This window comes from Peristeroidobacter soli, assembly GCF_004138485.1.
GTDB lineage: Bacteria > Pseudomonadota > Gammaproteobacteria > Steroidobacterales > Steroidobacteraceae > Steroidobacter > Steroidobacter soli.
Map to the genome: position 1 here is coordinate 355,809 of NZ_RYEV01000007.1, position 22,998 is coordinate 378,806.

General features: G+C 62.6%; 19 protein-coding genes. 6 read left to right on the forward strand and 13 right to left on the reverse strand.

Translation table 11 applies throughout. The annotated features are described in order from the left end of the window. Positions 1–195 precede the first annotated feature (195 nt). The 5 genes from rpmE to EKO19_RS30915 form a co-directional block, all read right to left on the reverse strand. Positions 196–396, reverse strand: a complete 201-nt coding sequence (gene rpmE / locus EKO19_RS30895) for a 50S ribosomal protein L31 (protein ID WP_129781268.1) — start codon at positions 394–396, stop codon at positions 196–198. A gap of 462 nt (positions 397–858) precedes the next feature. Further along, complete coding sequence (gene hemW, locus EKO19_RS30900; protein WP_407676672.1) at positions 859–2,103, reverse strand: radical SAM family heme chaperone HemW; 1,245 nt, start codon at positions 2,101–2,103, stop codon at positions 859–861. Beyond that, positions 2,060–2,683 (reverse strand): RdgB/HAM1 family non-canonical purine NTP pyrophosphatase, encoded by a 624-nt coding sequence (gene rdgB, locus EKO19_RS30905; RefSeq protein WP_129781270.1) that lies wholly within the window; start codon positions 2,681–2,683, stop codon positions 2,060–2,062. The genes hemW and rdgB overlap by 44 nt, the downstream gene beginning before the upstream one ends. A 2-nt stretch (positions 2,684–2,685) precedes the next feature. Then, positions 2,686–3,411: a ribonuclease PH gene (rph, locus tag EKO19_RS30910; RefSeq protein WP_217705720.1), complete on the reverse strand. Its 726-nt coding sequence runs from the start codon at positions 3,409–3,411 to the stop codon at positions 2,686–2,688. 220 nt (positions 3,412–3,631) lie between these two features. Continuing rightward, entirely contained in the window at positions 3,632–4,378 is a 747-nt protein-coding gene (locus EKO19_RS30915) for a PP2C family protein-serine/threonine phosphatase (protein WP_157995514.1), read from the reverse strand. A 140-nt stretch (positions 4,379–4,518) separates the two neighbouring features. On the opposite strand from EKO19_RS30915, the gene EKO19_RS30920 reads away from it, so the two are divergent. The 4 genes from EKO19_RS30920 to EKO19_RS30935 all read left to right on the forward strand — a co-directional run bounded on the left by EKO19_RS30920 (position 4,519) and on the right by EKO19_RS30935 (position 8,166). Further along, the gene (locus tag EKO19_RS30920; protein WP_217705721.1) at positions 4,519–5,373 is read left to right on the forward strand and encodes a YicC/YloC family endoribonuclease; all 855 of its coding nucleotides are present in this window, start codon (positions 4,519–4,521) and stop codon (positions 5,371–5,373) included. 11 nt (positions 5,374–5,384) lie between these two features. Next, the gene (gmk, locus tag EKO19_RS30925; protein WP_129781351.1) at positions 5,385–5,999 is read left to right on the forward strand and encodes a guanylate kinase; all 615 of its coding nucleotides are present in this window, start codon (positions 5,385–5,387) and stop codon (positions 5,997–5,999) included. Positions 6,000–6,108: 109 nt separating this feature from the next. Further along, positions 6,109–6,852, forward strand: coding sequence for an SIMPL domain-containing protein (locus EKO19_RS30930; RefSeq protein WP_129781274.1), 744 nt, complete (start codon positions 6,109–6,111; stop codon positions 6,850–6,852). A 171-nt stretch (positions 6,853–7,023) separates the two neighbouring features. Continuing rightward, positions 7,024–8,166 (forward strand): SEL1-like repeat protein, encoded by a 1,143-nt coding sequence (locus tag EKO19_RS30935; protein WP_129781275.1) that lies wholly within the window; start codon positions 7,024–7,026, stop codon positions 8,164–8,166. Positions 8,167–8,204: 38 nt separating this feature from the next. Here the strand turns inward: EKO19_RS30935 and EKO19_RS30940 are convergent, their stop codons facing one another. From EKO19_RS30940 to EKO19_RS38475, 6 genes are all read right to left on the reverse strand, one after another. Further along, on the reverse strand, positions 8,205–8,492 hold the full coding sequence (locus tag EKO19_RS30940) for an NfeD family protein (RefSeq protein ID WP_129781276.1): 288 nt from the start codon (positions 8,490–8,492) through the stop codon (positions 8,205–8,207). Positions 8,493–8,692: 200 nt separating this feature from the next. Continuing rightward, positions 8,693–10,618 (reverse strand): tRNA uridine-5-carboxymethylaminomethyl(34) synthesis enzyme MnmG, encoded by a 1,926-nt coding sequence (gene mnmG, locus EKO19_RS30945; protein ID WP_129781277.1) that lies wholly within the window; start codon positions 10,616–10,618, stop codon positions 8,693–8,695. A 66-nt stretch (positions 10,619–10,684) separates the two neighbouring features. After that, positions 10,685–12,049 (reverse strand): DUF3999 domain-containing protein, encoded by a 1,365-nt coding sequence (locus EKO19_RS30950; RefSeq protein ID WP_157995516.1) that lies wholly within the window; start codon positions 12,047–12,049, stop codon positions 10,685–10,687. Between the two features lie 11 nt (positions 12,050–12,060). Then, the gene (locus EKO19_RS30955) at positions 12,061–14,823 is read right to left on the reverse strand and encodes a DUF2339 domain-containing protein (protein WP_129781279.1); all 2,763 of its coding nucleotides are present in this window, start codon (positions 14,821–14,823) and stop codon (positions 12,061–12,063) included. A gap of 84 nt (positions 14,824–14,907) precedes the next feature. Beyond that, entirely contained in the window at positions 14,908–15,984 is a 1,077-nt protein-coding gene (locus tag EKO19_RS30960) for a DNA topoisomerase IB (protein WP_129781280.1), read from the reverse strand. Between the two features lie 20 nt (positions 15,985–16,004). Continuing rightward, on the reverse strand, positions 16,005–16,169 hold the full coding sequence (locus EKO19_RS38475; RefSeq protein ID WP_157995517.1) for a hypothetical protein: 165 nt from the start codon (positions 16,167–16,169) through the stop codon (positions 16,005–16,007). 136 nt (positions 16,170–16,305) lie between these two features. Here EKO19_RS38475 and EKO19_RS30965 point away from each other — a divergent pair, with 136 nt between their 5' ends. Then, on the forward strand, positions 16,306–18,339 hold the full coding sequence (locus tag EKO19_RS30965; RefSeq protein WP_217705723.1) for a S9 family peptidase: 2,034 nt from the start codon (positions 16,306–16,308) through the stop codon (positions 18,337–18,339). 174 nt (positions 18,340–18,513) lie between these two features. On the opposite strand, the gene EKO19_RS30970 is transcribed toward EKO19_RS30965, so the two are convergent. Both EKO19_RS30970 and EKO19_RS30975 read right to left on the reverse strand, forming a co-directional pair. Beyond that, positions 18,514–19,410, reverse strand: coding sequence for a hypothetical protein (locus tag EKO19_RS30970; RefSeq protein WP_129781281.1), 897 nt, complete (start codon positions 19,408–19,410; stop codon positions 18,514–18,516). Further along, positions 19,407–20,801 (reverse strand): alkaline phosphatase D family protein, encoded by a 1,395-nt coding sequence (locus EKO19_RS30975; protein WP_129781282.1) that lies wholly within the window; start codon positions 20,799–20,801, stop codon positions 19,407–19,409. The genes EKO19_RS30970 and EKO19_RS30975 overlap by 4 nt, the downstream gene beginning before the upstream one ends. Between EKO19_RS30975 and EKO19_RS30980 the strand changes: the two genes are divergently transcribed. Then, on the forward strand, positions 20,783–22,978 hold the full coding sequence (locus tag EKO19_RS30980) for an ATP-dependent helicase (RefSeq protein WP_217705724.1): 2,196 nt from the start codon (positions 20,783–20,785) through the stop codon (positions 22,976–22,978). The genes EKO19_RS30975 and EKO19_RS30980 overlap by 19 nt on opposite strands. The last annotated feature ends 20 nt before the right edge of the window (positions 22,979–22,998 follow it).

Here is a 22,998-nt window from a genome sequence, read left to right on the forward strand (position 1 = left end):
TCGATGCAAATCGTCGCGAGTTCCCCGACTGGATTCCCCAGTTACGGTGCCGGGGTCGCAAACGACAAAAGGGCGCCCCGGAAAACCGGAGCGCCCCTTCGATGTAGAGCCCGCTGGCTGAACGCGTGCTTAACGCCCGCCGTTCAGCTGGCCCGCGAATCAGAGTGGCGGAACCGACTCCCGCCCGACCGATTCTTAGCGAGCGTACTTCTTGCGGAACTTGTCCACGCGACCGCCGGTGTCCAGCACCTTCTGCTTACCGGTGTAGAACGGATGGCAGCTGGAGCAGACTTCGATCTGCAGATCATGACCCAACGTGGAGCGGGTAACGAAGGAGTTACCGCAGCCGCAGACCACGTTGATCTCTTTGTATTCAGGATGGATGCCGTCTTTCATGGCGCTGTATCTGGGGCCGAGCCGGCCGGAAAAAAGGGGGCGAAGTGTAGCGACGCAGATCGGCCCCCGCAAGAAAAAAACTTCTCGCTCGATGGGGGCGAATGGATTCGTAGGTACTTGACGGCGGTTATCCACAAAGTCTGTGGATAAGTGTGTGGATGACTGACCCGCGCGGCACCCTCGAACCTTGCAGAATTGTGACGCTGTCAAATTGCTCAATTTTTCACCAGGGTATTTCACCCTGCGCAATCAATGGCTTACGAACGCCTCCTGATATATCGCATTTGATTTTGTCATCAACGTGGGGCGCGGACGACAAGCGCTGGCGCGTGTGCATAACCCCTTCGTGTGCGGCGCTAAGAGAGCGGTTTTCAAAGAAAATTTTGTGGGACAGTTCACACTGGAAATGCACGGTGGAGGGAACTTTTCGTTCCCTCGCCACGCATGGATTCGTCCGACACCTCAGCCGTCCGAGCGCTCGGGCAGGAACAGCTCCTGCAGGTCGTTGAGGAGCCGCTGACCATCCGGGGTGGCGCGCCAGCGCCGCTGCGCATCGTGCTCGAGCAATCCTTTGCGCCTGGCCGCCGCGAGGTTGGCGTCGAGGGTGGCGAACGGCAACCCGGTGCGTGACTCGAACGCCGGCTCATCGAAGCCCTCGATCAGCCGCAAGCCGTTCAGCATGAACTCGAACGGCAGATCTTCCAGCGGCACGACGCGCCGTTCGCTCACGCGCAGATCCGCGGCGCGGGCCAAGTACTCACGAGGTTGCTTCACCCGGGTCGTCCGGACGATGGTCGCGCCGTCATCGAGTCGCGTCAGCTTGCCGTGCGCCCCGGCGCCAATCCCGATGTAGTCGCCGAATTGCCAGTAATTCAGATTGTGGTGGCTTCTGCGCCCCGCTCGCGCGTAAGCCGAAACCTCGTATTGCTCGAAGCCGCGCGTCGCCAGCAGCTCCTGAGATTCGATCTGCATCTGCCAGCAGTCGTCGGGATCGGGCAGCGCCGGCGGCCGGTGATAGAACACGGTGCCGGGTTCCAGCGTCAGCTGGTACTGCGACAGGTGCGCGGGCTGAAGCGCCAGCGCGCTTTCGAGATCTTCGAGCGCTTGCGCGACGCTTTGCGCCGGTAATCCGTACATCAGATCCAGATTGAAGTTGTCGAGCCCGGCCTGGCGCAGCTCGTCCACCGCGCGCCCGATGTCGCCCGCGCCGTGAATGCGCCCGAGCAGCTTCAGCTGGTCTTCGTTGAAGGTTTGAGCGCCCAGCGAAACTCGATTCACACCGGCATCGCGATAGCCCGAGAAGCGGCCGTGTTCGATGGTGCCGGGATTGGCTTCGAGCGTGATCTCGATGCCCGGATCGAAAGGAATCTGCCGGCGCACCCCTTCCAGCAGTCGGCCGATCTGATCGGGCGCGAACAGACTCGGCGTGCCGCCGCCGAAGAAGATCGAGGTGAGTGCCCGCCCTTGCGCCGCCGACACGTCGCTCTGCAGATCTTCGAGCAACGCATCGATGTACTGGGCCTGCGGCACCAACTCCGGCGCCGCATGCGAGTTGAAATCGCAGTACGGACACTTGCGCACGCACCAGGGCATGTGCACGTAGAGGGACAGCGGCGGCAGGGCGAGAGACACGACTATCCAGTTACCACGCGATGTATCGGGCTTACGCGGAGCGGGACTGCGCAGCGTAATGCCCGATCCCGAGATTCAATTGAGCGACGAGGCCTCGCAGTGCCTTGCCGCGATGGCTGAGCTGATTCTTCTCCGCCGCGGGCAACTCCGCCACTGTCATCGGCCGGTCGGCGAGCTCGAATATCGGGTCGTAACCGAAGCCGCCCGTGCCGCGACGATCGTTGGTGATGCGCCCCTCCCAACTCGCCTGACAGATCAGAGGCGACGGATCACGCGGCGAACGCATGTACACGAGCGCGCATTGATAGCGAGCGGTGCGCTGTGCCGGCGATTTGCCGTCGAGCGCGGCGAGCAACTTACGCAGATTGTCTTCATCGCTCGCGCCTTCGCCGGCGTAGCGCGCGGAGTAAATGCCGGGCGCGCCGTCGAGCGCATCGACTTCGAGTCCCGAATCGTCCGCAATCGCCGGCAGGCCGGACGCCTCTGCCGCGTGCCGCGCTTTCAAAATGGCGTTCTCGACGAACGTCAGCCCCGTTTCCTCGACATTGATCGACGTGAACTGCGACTGCGGCAGGACATCGAACGCGGGCGGCGGCAACAGCTCGCGCAGCTCCTTCAATTTGCCGGCATTACCGGTGGCGATCACCAGACGCATGTTCAATCCTCGTTGAGCGCTTCGAGCTGACGAGCCAGCAGCTGGCCGCAGCCGTTCGCCGCCAGATTCAGCAGCGCATCGAGCTCATCGCGCCGGAAAGCATGACCCTCGGCGGTGCCTTGCACTTCGATGAAGCCGCCGCCGTTGTTCATGACGATGTTCATGTCAGTTTCGGCCTCGGAGTCTTCGGCGTAGTCCAGGTCCAGCACCGGTTGCCCGGACCAGATACCGACAGAAACCGCCGCCACCTGGCCATGAATCGGGCTGTCGCGCAGCGTGCCCTTGCGTATGAGTGAATTCACGGCGTCGACCAGGGCCACATAGGCACCGGTAATCGAAGCCGTTCGCGTGCCGCCGTCCGCTTGCAACACGTCGCAGTCGACCGTGATCGTGCGCTCGCCGAGCGCCTTCGTATCCACCACCGCACGCAGCGCTCGACCGATCAAACGCTGGATTTCCAGCGTGCGGCCGCCCTGTTTGCCCGACGCGGCCTCGCGCTTGTTGCGTGTGTGAGTGGCGCGCGGAAGCATGCCGTATTCGGCGGTCACCCAGCCCTTGCCGGAATTGCGCAGGAAGGACGGGATGGTTTCTTCGACGCTCGCGGTACACAGCACGCGTGTATCACCGCACTCGATCAACACCGAGCCTTCGGCGTGACGGGTGAAACGACGGGTAATGCGGATCGGCCGCAGCTCATCGGGAGCGCGGCCACTGGGTCTGGACTTCATCAAACGTTACCTCAAGCAGCCTTCCCTGGAGCGTGGGCCAGCCGTTACATCCATGTACCGGCGTTCGTGCGGTTCGTGGCGACGTTACAAAACGGCAGGACGGCCGTTTTGCGCAGCCTTCAGGGCTGCCCGGAGGGCGAGGCACATGGATGTGCCGAGTGCAACTCGCCCCGAAAAGGCATCCGCACTCACCCTCCTCGGAAGCGAATGGAGCTGCGGCTCAGGCGCCGATATAGCGCATGACCGCGGCGGTGGAATTATCGCTGAAAGGGGACGACGCCTGAACTGCGCGCCGGCCCAGGGCTTCCAGCCAGGCTCGCAGCTGCTGCGTGTCGTCGCGGAAGAACGCAGCGATGTCGGTATCGCGCAGGTTGGCCCAGATACCGTCAGTGCACAGCAGAATCACATCGCCGGTCTGCAGCGTGTGCCGGCCGCTGATGGTCATTTCGGGAATCGCCGGGTCGCCGCCGAGACAGCATTCGACGAAGTTGCGCATCGGGTGATTGGGCAGCTCTTCCTCGGTGATCTTGCCTTCGCGCAACAGTAGCTCGACGTGGCTGTGATCGCGGGTCCGCGTCACCATCTTGCCGTGCCGGATGTGATAGATGCGGCTGTCGCCGACGTGCGCCCAGTAGGCTGCCCCCTCCTGGACCAGACACACGGCGATGGTGGCGCGCGGCCGCGCGTCGATGCTCTGACCGTTGCCCAGGCGGGCCACGTCGTCATGCGCACGACTCAGCGACAAATGCAGGAAGCCGATGGGATCGAACATCGGCAGGGGCGTTTGCTGGAAGGAATCGATCAGGCTCTTCAGCGCCGTATCGGCGGCGCGGCTGCCATCGGAATGGCCGCCCATGCCATCAATGACCACGAGCAGCGCGGCCTTCTCGGTGGCAGCGACGGTTACTCGGTCCTGGTTGTCCTCACGATCACCGATCAGACTTAAATCTGCATGCTCGATCCGCAAGCGCGGGCTCCGGCCGGAAGGCTCTTCTGCTGTTACACTTAGCCCCTTTCCAAGGCGTCGCTTTATAGCATCGCGTCACGCACCGTGTAAGAAGCGTTTGCCTTAATCTTTCCAACGGCACGAAATAAATGATCCGCAGCATGACAGGTTTCGCCCGGCGCGAGCGCCAGGGCCCATGGGGTACGCTGGTGTGCGAGGTGCGCACCGTGAACCATCGCTACCTCGAAACCTCGCTGCGTCTGCCCGAAGAGCTGAAGGCGCTGGACAACGACGTGCGCCAGGCCGTCGCGGCGGCACTGCGCCGGGGCAAGGTGGACGCCAACCTGTATTTGAAGTCGGCGGCCGGCACACAGCGCTCGCTGGAGCTGGACCCGCAGTTGCTGGAAGAGCTGATCGCCCGCGTCGACCAGGTGCGCGGTCAACTGAAGTATCCCTCGCCGGTCAGCCCGCTCGACCTGCTGCGCTGGCCCGGCGTGGTGCGCGAGGCCGAGGTCGACATCAAGCCGGTGCTCACGGCCGCATTGGAGCTGGTCCAGGAAGCACTGAACGAGTTGAACGAGACCCGCCTGCGCGAAGGACAACGCATTCGCGAATTGTTGCTGACCCGGTGTACGACCATGCGCACCCAAGTGCTGGCCGTCCGCGCGCGCCTGCCCGAAGTCTCGCGACGCATGCGTGAACGCATCGTCGAACGTATCGCGCAGCTCGGCACGACGCCCGATCCGGAGCGCCTGGAGCAGGAACTGGTGCTGTATGCACACAAGATGGACGTCGACGAAGAGCTGGATCGCCTGGGCGCGCATCTCGAAGAGGTGACGTCGGTACTTGGCTCCGCCGAACCGGCCGGCCGTCGTCTCGACTTCCTGATGCAGGAGCTGAACCGCGAAGCCAACACGCTCTCCTCGAAGTCTCAGGACAGCGAGACCACGCGCGCGGCGGTGGACATGAAAGTCGCGATCGAGCAGATGCGCGAACAAGTACAGAACGTGGAATGAGTGCAGTGTCGGTGACCCGGGGAAAATTATTTGTGATCGCCGCGCCGTCGGGCGCCGGCAAGACGACGCTGGTGCGCGCGTTGATGGCGCGCGTGCCGTCGCTGAAGTTTTCGATTTCCTACACCACGCGCAAGCCGCGTCCCAACGAACAGCACGGTCGCGATTATTTCTTCGTCGATCACGCCGAGTTCGAGCGCATGGTCAATGCCGGTGAGTTCCTCGAGCACGCGCGCGTGTTCGACAATTACTACGGCACCTCGAAGCCGCAAGTCGAAGGCATGCTTCGCGATGGCGAGAACGTGCTGCTCGAGATCGACTGGCAGGGCGCGCAACAGATCCGTCACGCTCTGCCTGAATGTCAGTCGATCTTCATTCTGCCGCCGTCGCGCGAGGCGCTGGAGCAGCGTCTGCGCGGCCGTCAGACCGACAACGACGAAGTCATCGCACGCCGCCTGCGCGACTCCATCGCTGATATGTCGCATTGGAACGAATTCGACTACGTGGTCGTTAATGACGACTTCGAGCGCGCCACCGCCGAGCTCGAATCCGTGGTCGCCGGTCGTGGCGCAGCGCTCAGACGCGATCGCCCCGAGCTACAAACGTTGATACGTCGGCTGCTGGGTTAGCCCGAGCGATATTTTTTTCCGACCGGCTCGGGCGCTGAACTTGCCGGGGTGGCAACAGACAAAGCCTCTGACTGCCGCGGATGAGCGGCTTCATCAAGGAACAAGCAACATGAAACTCAGAACCCTTCAGCTCACCACCGCCGCCGCTTGCGCGTTACTGGTGTCCGGCTGGGCCGCTGGCGCGGATGCCGAACGTCCACGCACGATCAGTGTCTCCGGTTCAGGCGAAATTCAGGCCGAACCCGATCGCGCGCTGGTAACGCTGGGCGTCGAGTCGCGCAAACTGAAGATGGAAGACGCGCGCAACGAAGTGTCGAAGACCGTCGACGCCGTGCTGAAACTGACGCGCGATCTGAAGATCGATCAGAAGTACGTGCGCACCACGCGCGTGAACGTTCAGCCGGAGTACAACTGGGACAACAATGCGAAAGAACGCAACCTGATCGGTTACTTCGTGTCGCGTCAGGTCGAAATCGAATTGCGCGATCTGGACAAGCTCGGTCAGCTGATGGAGAAGTCGTTCGACCTGGGCGTGAACTCGGTCGGCGATCCGCGTCTGGACTCCACCAAGCGCCGCGATCTGGAACGTGAAGCCCTCGCGAAGGCCGTGGCTGATGCGAAGCTGAACGCCGAAGCAGTAGCGAAAGCCGCCGGTGCCCGCCTGGGTGCGCCGCGCACCATCTCCGCCAGCTCCGGCTACTCACCGCCGCCGATGCCGATGATGAAGGTCAACATGGCGCGCGCTGAAATGGCCTCCGATGCGGCGGGTTCGTATCAGAGCGGCCAGATGGGATTCAACGGCACGGTGCAAGTGGAGTACGATCTGATCCCGAATGAACAGGGTCTCAAGTAGCCATCCCTGGAGCCTCGACCAGCCGGTACTTCCGTGTACCGTCGTTCGCGCGGTTCGAGGCGACGTTACAAAACGGCAGGATAGCCGTTTTGCGCAGCCTTCCAGGCTGCCCGAAGGGCGAGGCACATGGATGTGCCGAGTGCAACTCGCCTCGAAAAGGCGGCAATTCACATGAATCGCGGCTTTCACGGAACGACACTACGCAGCGCTGCCCTCGCGGCAGCGCTGTTCTTGATTCAAAGCCCGGCCGGCGCCATCGAAAAGCCGAAGCAGGCGCCGCCTCCCGAAGCGCCGCCGGAAGCGCCCGCCATCACCGTCGCACCGACGGACGAAACTCAGTTCCTGCAAGTCCTGCAGCGGGTCTCGACCTTTCGTGAATTTCGTGGCTTGAAGATCGGCGACGACGTCATCGATCAACTCTCGCGTGGCGAGGCGGACAAAGCGGTCGCGTCGCTGAGCGGGCTCGCCGCCCAAGGCGATCGGGATGCAAACATCGCCCTCGTGCGCATCCAGCACTGGTGCAATTCCGTTTCTCAATCGCGCCAACAGGATTGGGAGGCGCAGCTGCCGCAGGTCGCGAAGCAGTTTCCGCCGGAGCGGGCCGGGCGCGTCGCCGGCGTGCTCAAAGCTCAGGCCGAATTCAGCCCGCGCGCCAAACAAGGTTGCAGCCAGGCCCGGTTCGACTTCGGTGGCATTGAAGCGCGCTTGCGTGCGGCCGCCGATGCTGGCGATCCAGCAAGTGCGACGGAGCTGGCGCCGTTCGTTCGAGATCCGGCCAAGCGCGAGGCATTGTTACAGGCGGCGATCAGTAAAAATTACGCACCCGCGATGTATGCGGCCGCGAGCAATCTGCTGATGGCCGTTCAACGCGGCGAGACGACTGAGAACGTCAGCAAGATTCGCGACCTGCTCAAGGTCGCGGGTCGCACCATGCCCAAGGCAAAGCTGGATCTGGCGAACTGCATGGCGCTCGGCTGCGATGGTCACCCGGCCGATGCACGAACTGCTCTCGTATTCGGTACCGACGCCGCGCGCGATGGCGAGCCGACCGCATTTTTGTCCATGGCACGCATGCCCTGGGGCCGGCAGATGCCGCGCGTCCAGTTGCTGGCGTGGCAATACTTTGGCGATCAGCTGAATGAGGCGGGCTGCATGGGCGACGCGTATATCGTCACGTCGCTAGGCTTCGCGCAGAGCATTCCAATGCTGGAAAAAGGCCAGCCCACGCAGGTATTGGAGGCGGCGAAGTCGCAGGCCGAGACCTTGTGGAAAGAGAACGGCGAGCGAGCGAAGAAAGAGAATGGCTGTCGCTGATCTGATCGTCGAAAGCGGCCAAGGCCCTTGCGGCGACGTTAAGCAGCGACGCGATCGACCAGCAACACCGTGCCGTCCACACCCGTGACGCGCGCCTTCGCGCCCGGCGGCAGATTCGGACCGCGAATCGGCCAATCCCGATTGCCGAGCCGAATCCGGCCCGCGCCGTTCTGCAGCCCCTGCTCCAGCACCACCACCTGGCCGATGTGACTATGGCCGGAGCGATGGCTGGCGAGCGGGCTGTTCAACTCGCGCTGCTTCTGGACATATTGTCTCCAGAAGTACAAAGCGAACACCGTGCAGGCAAACAGGGCGAACCAGATCATGGACGTGCAAACAGTTAAATGGTGAAGGAAGCGTAGCAGCCGGCCCTCGGGGAAACGACGAATGAGATCACAGCTGCGCGGTGCTCTCGCTCAACCCATCGACCCGGGACAGACGGAACTTTACGGAATGACAGGCGCCATCGCCATGCCCCTTCCAAGACTTGTGAAACGACTTCGAGTTCCGCGGCAAAAGCGCGCAATCAGCCCGCCCGTTGTGAGGGAACACCTTGCCGGCGCTTCAGATGAACCAGCAAAAGTGAAATCGCCGCAGGAGTAACGCCGGGAATCCGCGCTGCGCGACCGACTGTATCCGGTCGCGCTTCCTGCAAGCGCTGACGAACTTCCATGGACAATCCACGCACCTGCGCGTAGTCGATATTGTCCGGCAGTCGCGTGTCTTCGTGACGCCGCTGACGCTCGATCTCATCCTGCTGCCGATCGATGTAGCCCGTGTACTTCGCCTGCACTTCGACTTGCAGCTGCACCTGTTCAGCGAGCCGCTCATCGACGTCGACTGCGTTCATCCACTCCGGCTTGCCGACCTGCTCGATCGAGGTGAGCGCCTCGTACGACAGTTCCGGCCGTCGCAACAAGTCGAAGCCATGAGCCTCGCGAGCCAGCGTCGTGCCGAGCAGTTCGATCGAACGCTCCTCAGTGAGGTGCTGCGGACGGACGATCGCCTTGTCCAGACGCGCCACTTCGGCATCGATCGCTGCGCGCTTGGTGTTGAAGAACGCCCAGCGCTCATTGTTCACCAGGCCGAGCTCGCGGCCCTTCTCGGTCAGGCGCAGATCCGCGTTGTCTTCACGAAGCAGCAGTCGATATTCGGCGCGGCTGGTGAACATGCGATAAGGCTCGCTGGTGCCGCGAGTGATCAAGTCGTCGACCAGCACGCCGATGTATGCCTCGTCCCGACGCGGCGTCCACGCCTCGCGCTCCTGTGTCAGCAACGCAGCGTTCAACCCCGCGAGCAAACCTTGCGCGGCAGCCTCTTCGTAACCGGTCGTGCCATTGATCTGACCGGCGAAGAACAAACCGCCGATGAACTTCGTCTCCAGGCTGTAACGCAGATCGCGCGGATCGAAATAGTCGTACTCGATCGCATAGCCCGGCCGCGTGATGTGCGCGTTCTCGAAGCCCTTGATCGAGCGCACCAGGTCCAGCTGCACGTCGAACGGCAGACTGGTGGAAATGCCGTTGGGATAGATCTCGTGGGTGGTCAGTCCTTCGGGCTCGATGAAGATCTGATGCGAGGTCTTGTCGGCGAAGCGATGGATCTTGTCTTCCACCGATGGGCAATAGCGCGGTCCGACGCCTTCGATGACGCCGGTATACATCGGAGAACGATCGCAGCCCGCGCGAATGATGTCGTGCGTGCGCTCGTTGGTCGCGGTGATGTGGCAGTTCACCTGACGAGGATGATCGCTGCGCCGGCCGAGATAAGAGAACACCGGCGCCGGCTCATCGCCCGGCTGCATCAGCAAACCTTCATAGTTGATGGTGCGGCCATCGATTCGCGGCGGCGTGCCCGTCTTCAACCGACCGACACGGAACGGCAGTGCGCGCAACCGTTCGGCCAGACGATTCGACGGCGGATCACCGGCGCGACCGCCCTGATAGTTGGTGAGACCGACATGAATCTTGCCCGCCAGGAACGTGCCCACCGTGAGCACCACGGCCCGAGCGCGAAATTCGATGCCGGTCTGAGTCACGACACCGTGCACGCGCTCGTGCTCGACCACGAGGTCGGCGACTTCCTGTTGAAACAGCGTGAGGTTCGGCTGGTTCTCCAGCATGAAACGAACCGCCGCCTTGTAGAGCACGCGATCGGCCTGCGCGCGGGTGGCGCGAACCGCCGGGCCCTTGCTGGCATTCAGAGTACGAAACTGAATTCCGCCGCGATCCGCGGCCTGCGCCATGGCGCCGCCCAACGCATCGATTTCCTTCACCAGATGGCCTTTGCCAATGCCGCCGATGGCGGGATTGCAGCTCATCTGGCCGAGCGTCTCGATGCTCTGCGTGAGCAGAAGCGTGCGCGCACCCATCCGGGCCGAGGCCAGAGCAGCCTCGGTACCGGCGTGACCGCCGCCTACCACGATGACATCGAAATCTTGCGGAAAGCGCATGGCGATAAAACACCAAAAGGGCGGCCATTCTAGTTCAAGCCGCCCGGTATTGCCTCGGCCGGCCCGTCAGTTCGTGGGATGCCTTACGCGCCTGAGCAGCGACAGGGCCATTCCGACCAGCAGCGCCACCCCGACCACCAACACCCCCCACAAAATCACTACTTTGGCCGGCGTCTTCTTGGGCAGGGGTTTCAGGGCCTCGGCACCGCCCAGCACCACCACCGGATCCACGAATCCCTGCTCGACCATCCGCTCGCGGTCGGCGGCGCTCATGTTGGCCAGCAGGCCGTCGCAAACGGCAGGTTGGGCCGGTTCCGCCCGGCGGCTGCCGAAAGCAACCATGAACGGGCCGGGCCCCTGCGCCAGGAACCGCAGCTTGGCCGGCCGATAGCCCAGCTCGAGCATGCTGTCCTGATACACCTGCGGATCTTTCAGTATCTGCAGGCGCCAGTATCGATCGCTGGTCGCCTGGAACTGCGCCGGCGGACTTTCCCGGCGCACCGTGTCCGAAACGATGACATAACTTTCACCGGTCCAACGGCTGCGCCACGGCGACTCTTCATCCGGCCGGCTCTGCAAACTCACGCTGACCGTGCTGTTCTCCTGTGGCAGACGCACGCGCGCATAAGTGATGGGCGCCACATGCTGCGAATCGAAGTACAGAACATCCGCTTCTTTCGAGTCCACATGAGTCGCGTTGAACCACAGAGGTTCGATCTCTTCCGCCGCGGCCAGCTCTTCTGCCGTCACCGAGTTGACGATCAACGGCGGCCCACTGTCGACCCGCTGCACCCGCAAATACTGATATTCCCGAGTCGGCAGCACGATGCGTTCGCGACGCAGCTCCTGTCCGTCCTGCCGCGCGAGTAGCAACGTCGTCACGTGCACGACGGTCTGCCATTGATCCAGATCGTCGCTGGCCTCGATGCGAACCTTCACTTCCGACACCCCGTCCGGGGTGCTCCAATCGAAACGAATGGCGCGCAGAGGCTGCGTGTCGCGCGCGTCGATGATGTGGATCAGACCGCTCACGACTTCCGGTGCGGCTGCCGCCGGTTCCTCCACATTCACTCGCGTGCCCGACGACGTTTCGACGGCGACGCGCGAGTTATCGGTGTAGATCTGATCCCGACCCTTCAGCACGAATACCGGCAACGACTGCTCCGTCACCTGCGGCGCCATGCTCGACGGAGCCTCGCAGAACGCGTGCGGCACCGGCGTCCCGTTGGCATTGAAGACTCTGAGATCGCCGAGATCGGCGCGGGTCACGGCGCGATACACATCGTCGGGCAGCACGGCTTCGATCATCGGCTGCGAGTAGTTCGCCCGGATCGACATGCCGCTGGAATAGTCGTTCTTGCTGGGCGGCGCCGCGCCGACGCTCGCCGCCAGCAAACAACCCATCGAGACAACCATTGAACGCACGGTCATAGACGCTTCCATTACTGCGTTACCTGCTCGCCGACCTTGCGCGGTGGCAGAGGCGCGAGATAGCCCGTCACCAGCAGCAGCGCGCCCACCGTGAGGAACGAGGTGATACGCGCGACAGTGCCAACATTGGACAGATCCACCAGGAACAGTTTCGCCACCACCACGATCATCAACGCCGCCCCCACGATCCAGACGTAGCGCCAGCGCTGACGCGCGGCGACCGTCATGGCGGTGAAGCCCAGCACACCCCAGAAAATCGAGATCGACGCCTGCACCAGGGTCGAATGCGCCATGCCGTAAGTGGTGATCGGCGCGCCGAAGTTGTGATGAAGCGTGCGGATCAACGCGGCATTCAACCATACGAACACCAGCGCGGCGATGACGCCAATCAAGGCACGCGGGTCGAATTGCCAAACGGTCGCGCGCTGCCGCTCGTTCAACGAGCTCCACCACATCGCGAGCGATGCGAAACCGAGCGCGACACTGATATCGAGCGGGTTCAGCAAGGCCATGTAGGGCAGCCAGGTCGAATCGCCGGTACTGCTCACATTGATCATGAAGATCCAAAGCATCAGGCCCACTGCGACCGGCAGCGCGCCGTAGACTCGATACGCTGGCTCGCGTGCCGCCACTGGCCAATGCGGTCGCAATTGTTGGCGTCCGAGCCAGGCGATTACCAACGCCGGCACCACCCCCCAAGGCAACAGCGCCCACACACCGGTCGTCAACTCAGCGATTTGATAGTTGGCTTCCCAAGCAACGACCAGCGTGAACACCCAAACCGCGCCGGCGTGCAGCCAGTTGAGGCCTTGAACGTCGCGGCTCTCACCGAGACGCAACATCGAGAAGTGTGCCGCGAACAGCAGCACCCAACCCACGGCGCCCCAGCGAATGAACGGATGAACGAAGTCGAGCGCGCCCGCCAATGCAAACAAGGCGAACAGCGGCGGCAGATAAGTTGCGATGAGCAGCGGCAAGCGCCACTCGCGTTTCAAGCTGAGCCAGGCGAGCAGTGCGACCGTCAGTGCCACGAAGCTCAACGCTCCGCCATACGAAGCACTGGGCAAATACATGTCCACTTCGCGAAGGCCGCCCAGTAACCACCAACCCACGCCCCAGAGCGTGAACGCCACATCCGCGCCGCCTTCGTAACGCGCTTGTCGGGCGCGATTGCGAAACAACCAGTAGCCCGTGCAGATGCCCGAGATACTGAGCATCACCGCGCCCAGGAATGCGCTGTTGAGGACCGGCCAATCATCGGCATTCCGGTAGTGCATGCCGATCAGATAGCCAATGCCGGCCATGATCTGCAGCAGCGCCCCGAACGCGCGCGCGAGCTTGCGTTCCTGGCGTACCCCCAGCCACAGCAAGCCCGCGCCCTCGACGGCCCACATCGCCGCCGTCGTGCGCGTGTCGAACGCGAGAGGAATCGCGAGGCTGCCGAAGATCACACCCAACGCGGCGAACGCTTCGACCAGCAGGCGGAAACTCTCACGCCGCGTCTGATACAGCACCCAGCCGAGCAGCAAATAGAAGGCGCCGAGCGCAAAGGCACTCCACGCCATCGCATATTCGATGCGCGAGACCATCGACGCGTGCAAGCCGAACGCAACGATGGGCAGTCCGAACACCAGAGAGCCCGATACGTAGCCTTTCAAATCCGGTGGCTGACGCACGCAATTCAAGATCGACACGCCGACGTACATCAGGAAGAACAGGATCAGGAACGCATCGGCCGCCAACAGATCGTCGCTTTGATAACCGTTGACGCGCCACAGCCCGGTGATCGTGAACGTGAACAGGAAGCCCAGCACGTTGAGCACTTTCCAGGTGCGGAACCAGGCCACCGCGAACACGCCGAGATTGAGCACGGCGTAATAAGAGAACAGGGCGATGAAATTGCCGCTGCCCGTCGACACCATGATGGGCGCGAGGAAGCCACCGGCCGTGCCGATGACGGCGAGCGACAGCGCGTTCTGTCCGACCGCGAGAATGGCCGCGGCCAAAGCGATGACGACCAGCAAACCAAAGGCCAATCCCGTCGGCAGCAGATCGAAGCGCGTCGCTGCGTAGACTGTCAGATACAGGCCCGCTATGCCGCCGCCTTGTAGCAGCTGCGCATAGACAGCTCGTTTCTCACGCAGCCGCCAACCAACGATGAGCAGTGCGAACGCGCCAATGGCAATCGCCACGAAACGCAGCTCGATCGGGAACAGGCTGTTCTCGGCCGCGTACTTCGCCAGAAACGTCGCGCCGAAGAACAGAATGACGATACCGATACGCGCCAGCGGATTGCCGCGCTTGAGCCAGCCGATGAACTCGCCCAGCAGCCGATCGATCGCGGTAGGCTCCGGCGGTGGAGCAGGACGGCGTGGAGGTGGCGGAGGCGTGGGCGCCACTCGCTCGCGAGGCGGCGTCGCTGGCTGAGTACTGCTCGGCGGCACCGGCGATGTGACTTGCGCTGCCGGCGCCTGAGCGGCGACGGGCGCAGGAGCTGCCGGCACTGGTGGCAGCGTGCTTTCAGCCGCTGCTTGCGAAGGCGTTGCACGCGGTTTGGCCACGCTCGATTCGACCAATGCCCGCAGCGACTGCAACTGTCCATCCAATGCCTGCACACGCCCGCGCAGGTGAAAGATCTGCGCCAGCAGGGCGCCCAGCAAGGCACCGAACCAGAAGTTCTCCAGATCCGACGTCAATGAGGCACCGACCACGCCGAACAGCAATGCCAGGCCGAGGGTCGATCCTTTGGAGGACGTTTGTTTTTCCGGCTGCATGCGCGTACCGCTTCTGTGCCGGGGGCCCGGCGCGCGCATCTTGCTGGAGAGCCGCCCGAAGCGCAAACGCGCGGGGCTCGCTATTTAACGTTTGACCTTATGCTGAACTTTGAGCAACGCGAGCGCGGCCAGCTCCATGCGTCGCGGCGACATCGACTTGCGCGGCACGCGTTTGTCGATCACCCCCGCCTTCCAGGCATCGAACACCACCGGATTGATATATGACTTGCGGCACACCGCAGGCGTGTTGCCCAACGTCTCGGCCACACTGCGGGCCGTCGCGGCGACACAGCCATTGAAGGCGCGCTGACTCATCGGATCCTGCCGCTCCTGGCAGGCGAGGAAGGCGATCGCTCTGACCGTACCGCCCCAGGTGCGAAAATCCTTGGCGGTGAAATCGTTGTCGCCGCCCATCGCTTCGCGCAGATATTCGTTCACCATGCCGGAGTCCACCGGCTGACGCTGGCCGTCATCGTCCACATACTGGAACAGCGCCTGTCCCGGCAGTTGCTGGATGTGTTTGATCAGCCGCGCAAGCCGTCGATCGTCCAGCACCACTTCATGCTGGCGTCCGCTCTTGCCCCGGAAGTTGAAGGACGCCCGGCCGTCTCTCAGAAACTTCACATGTTTGTTTCTGAGCGTCGTCAGTCCATAAGACTGATTGGTGCGTGCGTACTCCTCGTTGCCGACGCGTATCAATGTTTCATCGAGCAGGGTGACGATGACGGCGAGCACCTTGTGCTTCGGCAGCCCGGGCAGCGCCAGATCCTGCTTGAGCCGTCGTCGCAGCTTCGGCAATTGGGCGCCGAACTCGATCATCTTGGAGAACTTGCCATTGTCGCGAGTGATGCGCCACTCCGCGTGGTAACGATACTGCTTGCGCCGGCGAGCATCGCGCCCAGTCGCCTGCAGATGACCGCGCTCTTTAGTGCAAATCCAGACTTCGGTATACGCCGGTGGAATCGCCAGCTTGCGAATGCGCGCCAGCACCCGCTCGTCGCCGATGCGCTTGTGATCCGGCCCGATATAGTAGAACCCGGTACCGCGCTTGTGACGTTCTATCCCCGGCTCGGCGTCGGATACATAAAGCAAGCCGTTGGCGCGTGCGTGGCGATGAGCCTGCAACACCGACTCGGGTAGGTCTGGCGGCAGGTCACGCATCGCCGTGGATCAACTGAAGTTCAAGACGGATTGTCGGCATGCCCTCGATGCAGCAGGCCCCAGCCGATCAAAGCCACGCCGATCAATAGCAATGCATGAACCGCGAGCACGGCCATTTTGATCCCCAGCCACAGCACGGCCCACGCCACGACCAATGCCAATCCCAGCCACACCAATGGTTTCATAGTCTCGCCTCTTGCCGGATGAAACGGCTGCCGTGGCAAAACGCCCGGAAATAGCCTTGGTTCCGATTGGCTGAATTGACGCAGCAATTGCCGTACGACACTCTCGCGGTCCTCTTCCTTCGGGAGCGCCTTTCCTATGTTGAATGCCCCGTTGCGTGCCCTGCTGCTCGGCTGGGTGGCGTGCCAGTTTGTTCCGTCAATGGCCCTGGCCGCGGCCGAACGCCGCGCCCTCACCGCCGAGGACATCAACGCCGTGCGGGAGGTGAGCGATCCACAGCTGTCCCCCGATGGCCAATGGGTCGCTTATGCGGTTCGCACCGCCGATCCGGTCAAGGACAAAGGCAACAGTCATCTCTGGATGTCGAGCTGGGATGGCAAACAGAGCGTGCAGCTCACCAATTCCGAGGACAGCGAGACCACGCCCCGCTGGAGCCCCGACGGCAAATATCTGGGCTTCCTGACCGCTCGCGGCGCAGACGAGCCGCCGGAGCAGGTGTGGTTGCTCGATCGACAGGGCGGTGAGGCCAAGCCGCTGACCGGCTTCAATGGCGACGTGGTGGATTTCCGCTGGTCGCCCGACGGCAAGAAGCTGGCGCTGATCGTCAGTGACGAAGATCCCCGCAAACAACGCGGCACCGACAAGGACAAGACGCCGCCACCCATCGTCATCGATCGTTACTACTTCAAGGAAGACGTCACCGGCTATCTCGGCACCCAGCGCCAGCACTTGTATGTATTCGACATGGCCACGCGCAAGGCGGACAACCTCACGCCGGGCCGCTTCGACGAAAGCATGCCGAGCTGGTCGCCCGATGGCAGCCGCATCGCTTTCTATAGCAATCGCAACGACGATCCGGACCGGAACAACGAGTTCGGCTTGTATACGATCGAGCCGCGCGCCGGGGCGACGCCGACACTGGTCACCCAGTTTCAAGGTGACGAGGGCGATTCCTCCTGGATGAGCGCGCCCAGCTGGCGACCCGACGGACGCGAGCTCGCGTTCGTGACCGCGGGCGACCCGAAGCTCATCTATTACTCCATTCACAACCTGGCTGTGGTCGCCGCGACCGGCGGCACTGCGCGCCTGCTCACCCAGTCTCTGGATCGCAATGTCATCGAGCCGCGCTGGTCGGCCGATGGCAAGTCGATCTATTTCATGCTGGAGGATGATCGCAATCAGGTGTTGGCACGCATCGCTGTGGCCAGCGGCAAGGTCGACCGGCTGCTCGATGGCCGGCGTGAGACCACGGCGTACTCTGTAGGCAGCAAGGGTCGCATCGCCGTGCTCGACAGCACGGTCGACTCGCCCGACGCGGTGTATGCATTGGACGGCAAGCAGCCGCGCCTGCTGTCACATCACAATGACGAATGGCTGGCGAGCGCGAAGCTCGGCACGACCGAGGAGATTTCGTTTCCGTCGAAGGATGGCACTCGGATCAGTGGCTTCGTCGTCACGCCGGCCAACTACGACCGTAACAAGCGGTATCCAACCTTGTTGTGGATTCATGGCGGCCCGGTCGCGCAGTACGCGAACTCCTTCACGCTGCCGTGGCAGATCTTTGCTTCCCAAGGCTACGTGGTCGTCGCCGCCAATCCGCGCGGCAGCTCGGGTCGCGGTGAAGCGTTCACGACAGCGATTTATAAAGATTGGGGCGGCAAGGATTCGGAAGACGTGCTCGCTGCCGTGGATCACGTGGTTCAGCAGGGCATCGCCGATCCGAATCGATTGGGCGTCGGCGGGTGGAGCTATGGCGGCATTCTCACCAATGTCGTGATCGCCAAGGACACGCGCTTCAAGTCGGCGACCAGCGGCGCGTCGATCTCCAACGTGCTGGCGGGTTACGGCACGGATATGTACGTGCGTGAATACGAGATGGAGTTGGGCGTGCCGTGGAAGAACCTGGACACCTATCTGCACAATTCGTATGCCTTCCTGCATGCGGATCGGATCAAGACGCCGACGCTGTTCCTGTGCGGCGATCAGGACTTCAACGTGCCGCTGCTGAATTCAGAGCAGATGTATCAGGCGCTCCGCAGCCTCGGTGTGCCGACGCAGCTGGTGATTTATCCGGGGCAGCATCATGGGATTCGCAAGCCGACGTATTTGAAGGATCGGATGCAGCGATATCTGGATTGGCACGGCAAGTATTTGAACCCGCCGCAGACCTGACGCGATCGACGCATACCGTTCTCGACGCCGCAAACGCTGCTGGCCTGGACACGGCACGATTGCTTGAACGGCTGCAGCTCGAAGACGACCTTACACGGCACGATCGCTTGAGCGGCTGCAGCTCGAAGACGGCCTTGCGGCACGATCGCTTGAGCGGCGCCGGTCGTGGCGCGGTTACTTCTTTTTAGTCGTGGAGCGACGCTTGGGGGAAGACCGCGAGGGCGGCGATTCGACTTCGGCGCGCTGACGCAGGCCTTCAAACAAATCGTCATTCCGCGTCGTACGCACGATCTGGTCGCCTTGTACGTCGTCGCGGATACCCAGCGCCGCGGCGGCGGGTTGGCGAATGAGGTAGGCGCCGCGCGGCGTAAATGCCTTCGACGACGGCTCCGGTCGGTCATACGCCTCATACCACCATCGCGCCGCCTGCCAGATCGCCTCGGGGCAACTCGACGCCGACGGCAACCCCGGACTGAGATCGATGTTGGCGAGACCGTGTGCCCGCTCGAGCAGCGTCGCGGATGGAATGCCATGCCCCTGCATCAGCGGATTGCCGCGATCGCCGACCGCCCAGCAGTAACCCAGCCACGCGACGATCTGCGCCAGTAGATCGACAATGTTCCGTTCCTGCCCGATACGCGCAACATGCTCTTTGATAGCGGCATGCGCATCCGTGAACTGCAACACCGCGATGTTTGGATAGAACATCGAATCGCCGTAGCGTGATTCGGCATCGAGCTTCACTGCTTCCAGACCGTTCCGCTCCACCCGCGCACTGCTGTTGCTGATCGCATCGACCCGCGCGGTCATCAGAACATCGCCATCGATCAACAGACCGCAGGTCGACCAGAAGCTCGGCAAGAGATCCTGCCGCAACTCCGATTGCGCGACCCGCATCCGAAAATCGACGATGGAGGTGCCGCCGAGCAGCACCACGCCATCGCGATATCCCGTCGAAGTCAGCCAGGCGAAATTCGCCACCTCGCCTTGAGGGGCCGCAGTCGACGGCGTCTCCACCAGCAGAGGATTGCCCTGGGCAACGTCGGAACGGCGCAGTCCGGATAGATTCATGAGCTGATCCCCAGGAAATAGTCCTGACGAAATGACGGACGACTGGCATCGAGATCATCCAGCCGCCACTGCGAAACGGTACAGAACACTCGCTGCCCGCGCCGATAGAACTCCAGCAACATCGTGCCTTCGGCGGAGGAGCGCAGTGCTGCTTCGGTATGCAGCGTCGTGCCGTTGAACGGATGCCGCGCCGGCAGACTCGCCTTGGCCGGTGCCGCGACCCAGCCGCCGAACAACGACAACAACTGCCCGCCCGCCACCAGCGACAGCGGTGAGCTGATCAATTCAGTGACTCGACGCTCCTTGCCGCCCGCGGGAAACGAGGACCAGGCGATGCGACTGAAATGCAGATCGCCCGTGAGCACCGCCGTGCTGCGCGTCGAACGTCCCAGCAGGTCCATCAACTCCACATAGTCGCGCTCATAGTCCGCGAGACGGTAGTCGCCGAAGTCTCCTCTGCGTTTCGAGGCGCCTTCGAAGATCGGCTGACCCAACACCAGCACGCCCAAACCCTGCGGCTCGCCAGCCCAAGCCCGAAGTTGACGCCACTGCGTTTCGGAAAACAAACGGTCACAACACTCGCCGCGATTCACTCGTGTATCGAGCACGAAGAAATCCAGCGGCGGCACGCGGAATCGCTGGCCATTGGCCGTATCGCCTTGAAACGTTTGTCCGAGCGCGCGGGCCATCGCCTGCCACGCCTTGCGCTTGGTCGAATCACTCGTGTCGCGAGCGGTCGCGCTGGGATGGGGCGCGTTGTTCCAAAGCTCATGATCGTCGGTACAGAACACGTTCGCGCCTTGCGCCAGCACCGTTTTCAGCCCCTGATCGGCAAACCAGGTGCGGGCATAGGTCGAGCAGTGACGCTGCTCCAGTTCCGCGACGCTGTGAGATTTGATCGCGAACTCATACCAGGGCGCGTCCAGATACACTTGATCGCCCGCCCAGATGCGCAGGTGCGATCGCAGTCCATTGCGATCGAGCTGCGAGAACAAGGACGAAGCAAGACGCGAGCGCTTGTTCCCGGTGAAATAACAGGACGACAGCAACACTCGCAGCGGCCTGGTTTCGTCGCCCAGCTGCTCCGGCAACGTCTCGAAGCGCGCTTGCACTGGCTCGCCGTCATTGAGACTGGCGCTGGCCTCGTACCGCCGATCGGATTTCAGCGCGCCTTTGTCGATGAACTGATAGTGCAGCGGCATGGCACCAGTCGGCTGCCAGGAGGCGGAGCTCTTTGGCGGGAAACCCTGCCAGTCTTTCACCGGCACGGGCACATCGATGCCGTTTACTCGCAAGCAGATCGAGCCCAGCTGCGTTCTATCGACACCCCGCGCGCACAGCCAGAGACGAGCGCTGTGCTGAGTGACCAGATGTGGCAGCAAGTAGAGCATGGCGCGATATTTCGGCGGTCAGTCAGCTCTGTCGTTATATACAGTTTTGCGCCATTATAGCCGCGATGAGTATTGCAGCCAGCACCGCCCCCACGTCCTCGGCCACCTTTGGAGAAACCCTGAACGCCGCTCAACGGCGGGCTGCTCTCTATGGTGCGCGCTCGGCCGATGGATTCAGTGCCGGTCCGTTGCTGATCATCGCCGGCGCCGGCACCGGCAAGACCAACACGCTCGCCCATCGAGTCGCGCACTTGCTGCTCGAGGGCGTACCGCCCGAACGCATCCTGCTATTGACGTTCACACGTCGTGCCGCTCAGGAAATGCTCCGCCGAGCGGAACGGATCGCCACTCAAGCCTTGGGTAACTCGGAGCGCGCCGGTGCGATTCATATCAATGCCGCTCGCCTGCTGTGGTCCGGCACGTTCCATTCCATCGGCAACCGACTGATCCGCGAGTACGCGCACGTCGTCGGGCTCGAACCGTCGTTCTCGGTCATGGATCGAGGCGACGCCGCCGATCTGCTCGACGTGGTCCGCCAGGAGCTGGGCGTCTCCAAGAAAGAGAAGCGCTTCCCGCGCAAGGACACTTGTCTTGCGATCTACTCACACAAGGTGAACAGCCGCGCCCCGCTCGCGAAAACGCTGCAGGACGTGTTTCCCTGGTGTGTCGAGTGGGCGGATGATCTCACTAAACTGTTTCGCCGGTATGTCGAGCTCAAGCATTCACAGCAGCTGCTCGATTACGACGACCTGCTGCTCTACTGGCACTTGCTCGTTCAGGAATCGGAGCTCGCACAGGCCATCGGCGCGCGCTTCTCGCATGTGTTGATTGACGAATATCAAGATACCAATGCGCTGCAGGCCGAGACCGTGATGGCCATGAAGCCGCACGGGGCTGGTGTGTGCGTCGTCGGCGATGACGCGCAGGCCATTTACTCGTTTCGGGCCGCGACCATCGAGAACATTCTCGAGTTCCCCGCGCGCTTCACGCCGGCGGCCGAGGTCATCAAGCTGGAGCACAACTATCGCTCGGTGCAGCCCATCCTCGATGCGTCCAATCTGTTGATGCGCGACAGCCCCCGGCAATATGAAAAGGAACTGCGCTCGGGGCGGGATTCATCGCGCCGTCCTTTTTATGTTTCGGTTCAGGATGACAAGGCGCAGGCGCTCTACATCGTCGAACAGATCCTGGCCGCACGCGAGCAAGGCGTCGCGCTACGCAAGCAAGCGGTGTTGATGCGCAACTCTCATCACGGCGACATGCTCGAACTGGAACTGATCCGGCGGAACATTCCCTACGCCAAATACGGCGGCCTGAAATTCCTCGAAGCGGCGCACGTCAAGGATGTGCTGGCGCTGCTGCGCTGGGCCGACAACCCCCGCCATCGAATCGCTGGCTTCCGGGTGCTGCAATTGTTGAGCGGCGTCGGCCCTGCCGTCGCGGATCGCTGTTTGAAAGTGTTTGAAGCCAGCGGCTATGCATGGCCGACACTCGCTTCCTATCGCATGCCGTCGGCGGCGGAGCGGGATTGGGTTGGCTTAGTGGAGCTGGTCAACGATCTGACCCAGGCGCGCGAATGGATCGGTCAGCTGAGCCGACTTCGCAAATGGTACGAGCCGCAGCTCGAACGCATCTACGACGCCGCGCGCGTGCGCATCGGCGATATCGAGCAATTGGAACGGCTGGCGGGTCAGTACGCCTCCCGCGAGCAGTTCATTACCGAGCTGACGCTGGACCCACCGCAGGTCACCAGCGATCTCGCCGGCGATCCGGCGCGGGATGAGGACTACCTGATCCTCTCGACCATTCATTCGGCGAAAGGCCAGGAATGGGATTCGGTGTATGTGTTGAACGTGGCCGACGGCAACTTCCCCAACGAACACGCGACCGGCCGGCCCGACTTGATCGAAGAAGAGCGGCGGCTGTTGTATGTGGCGATGACGCGCGCCAGGCACGATCTGCATCTGGTCGCGCCTCTGAAGTACTACATCACTCAGCAAAGCCGCACCGGCGATGCGCATGTTTATGGCGCGCGCAGCCGCTTCCTGACCGATCGGCTCATGCAATGTTTCGAGCAGCGCGCGTGGCCGGCGACGCCTCAGACGCTGAATAACAAGGCCTCTGATACCAAAGTACGAATTGACGCAGCGGCGGCGCTACGCGCAATGTGGGACTGACTCCTCTTTCCATAACAACA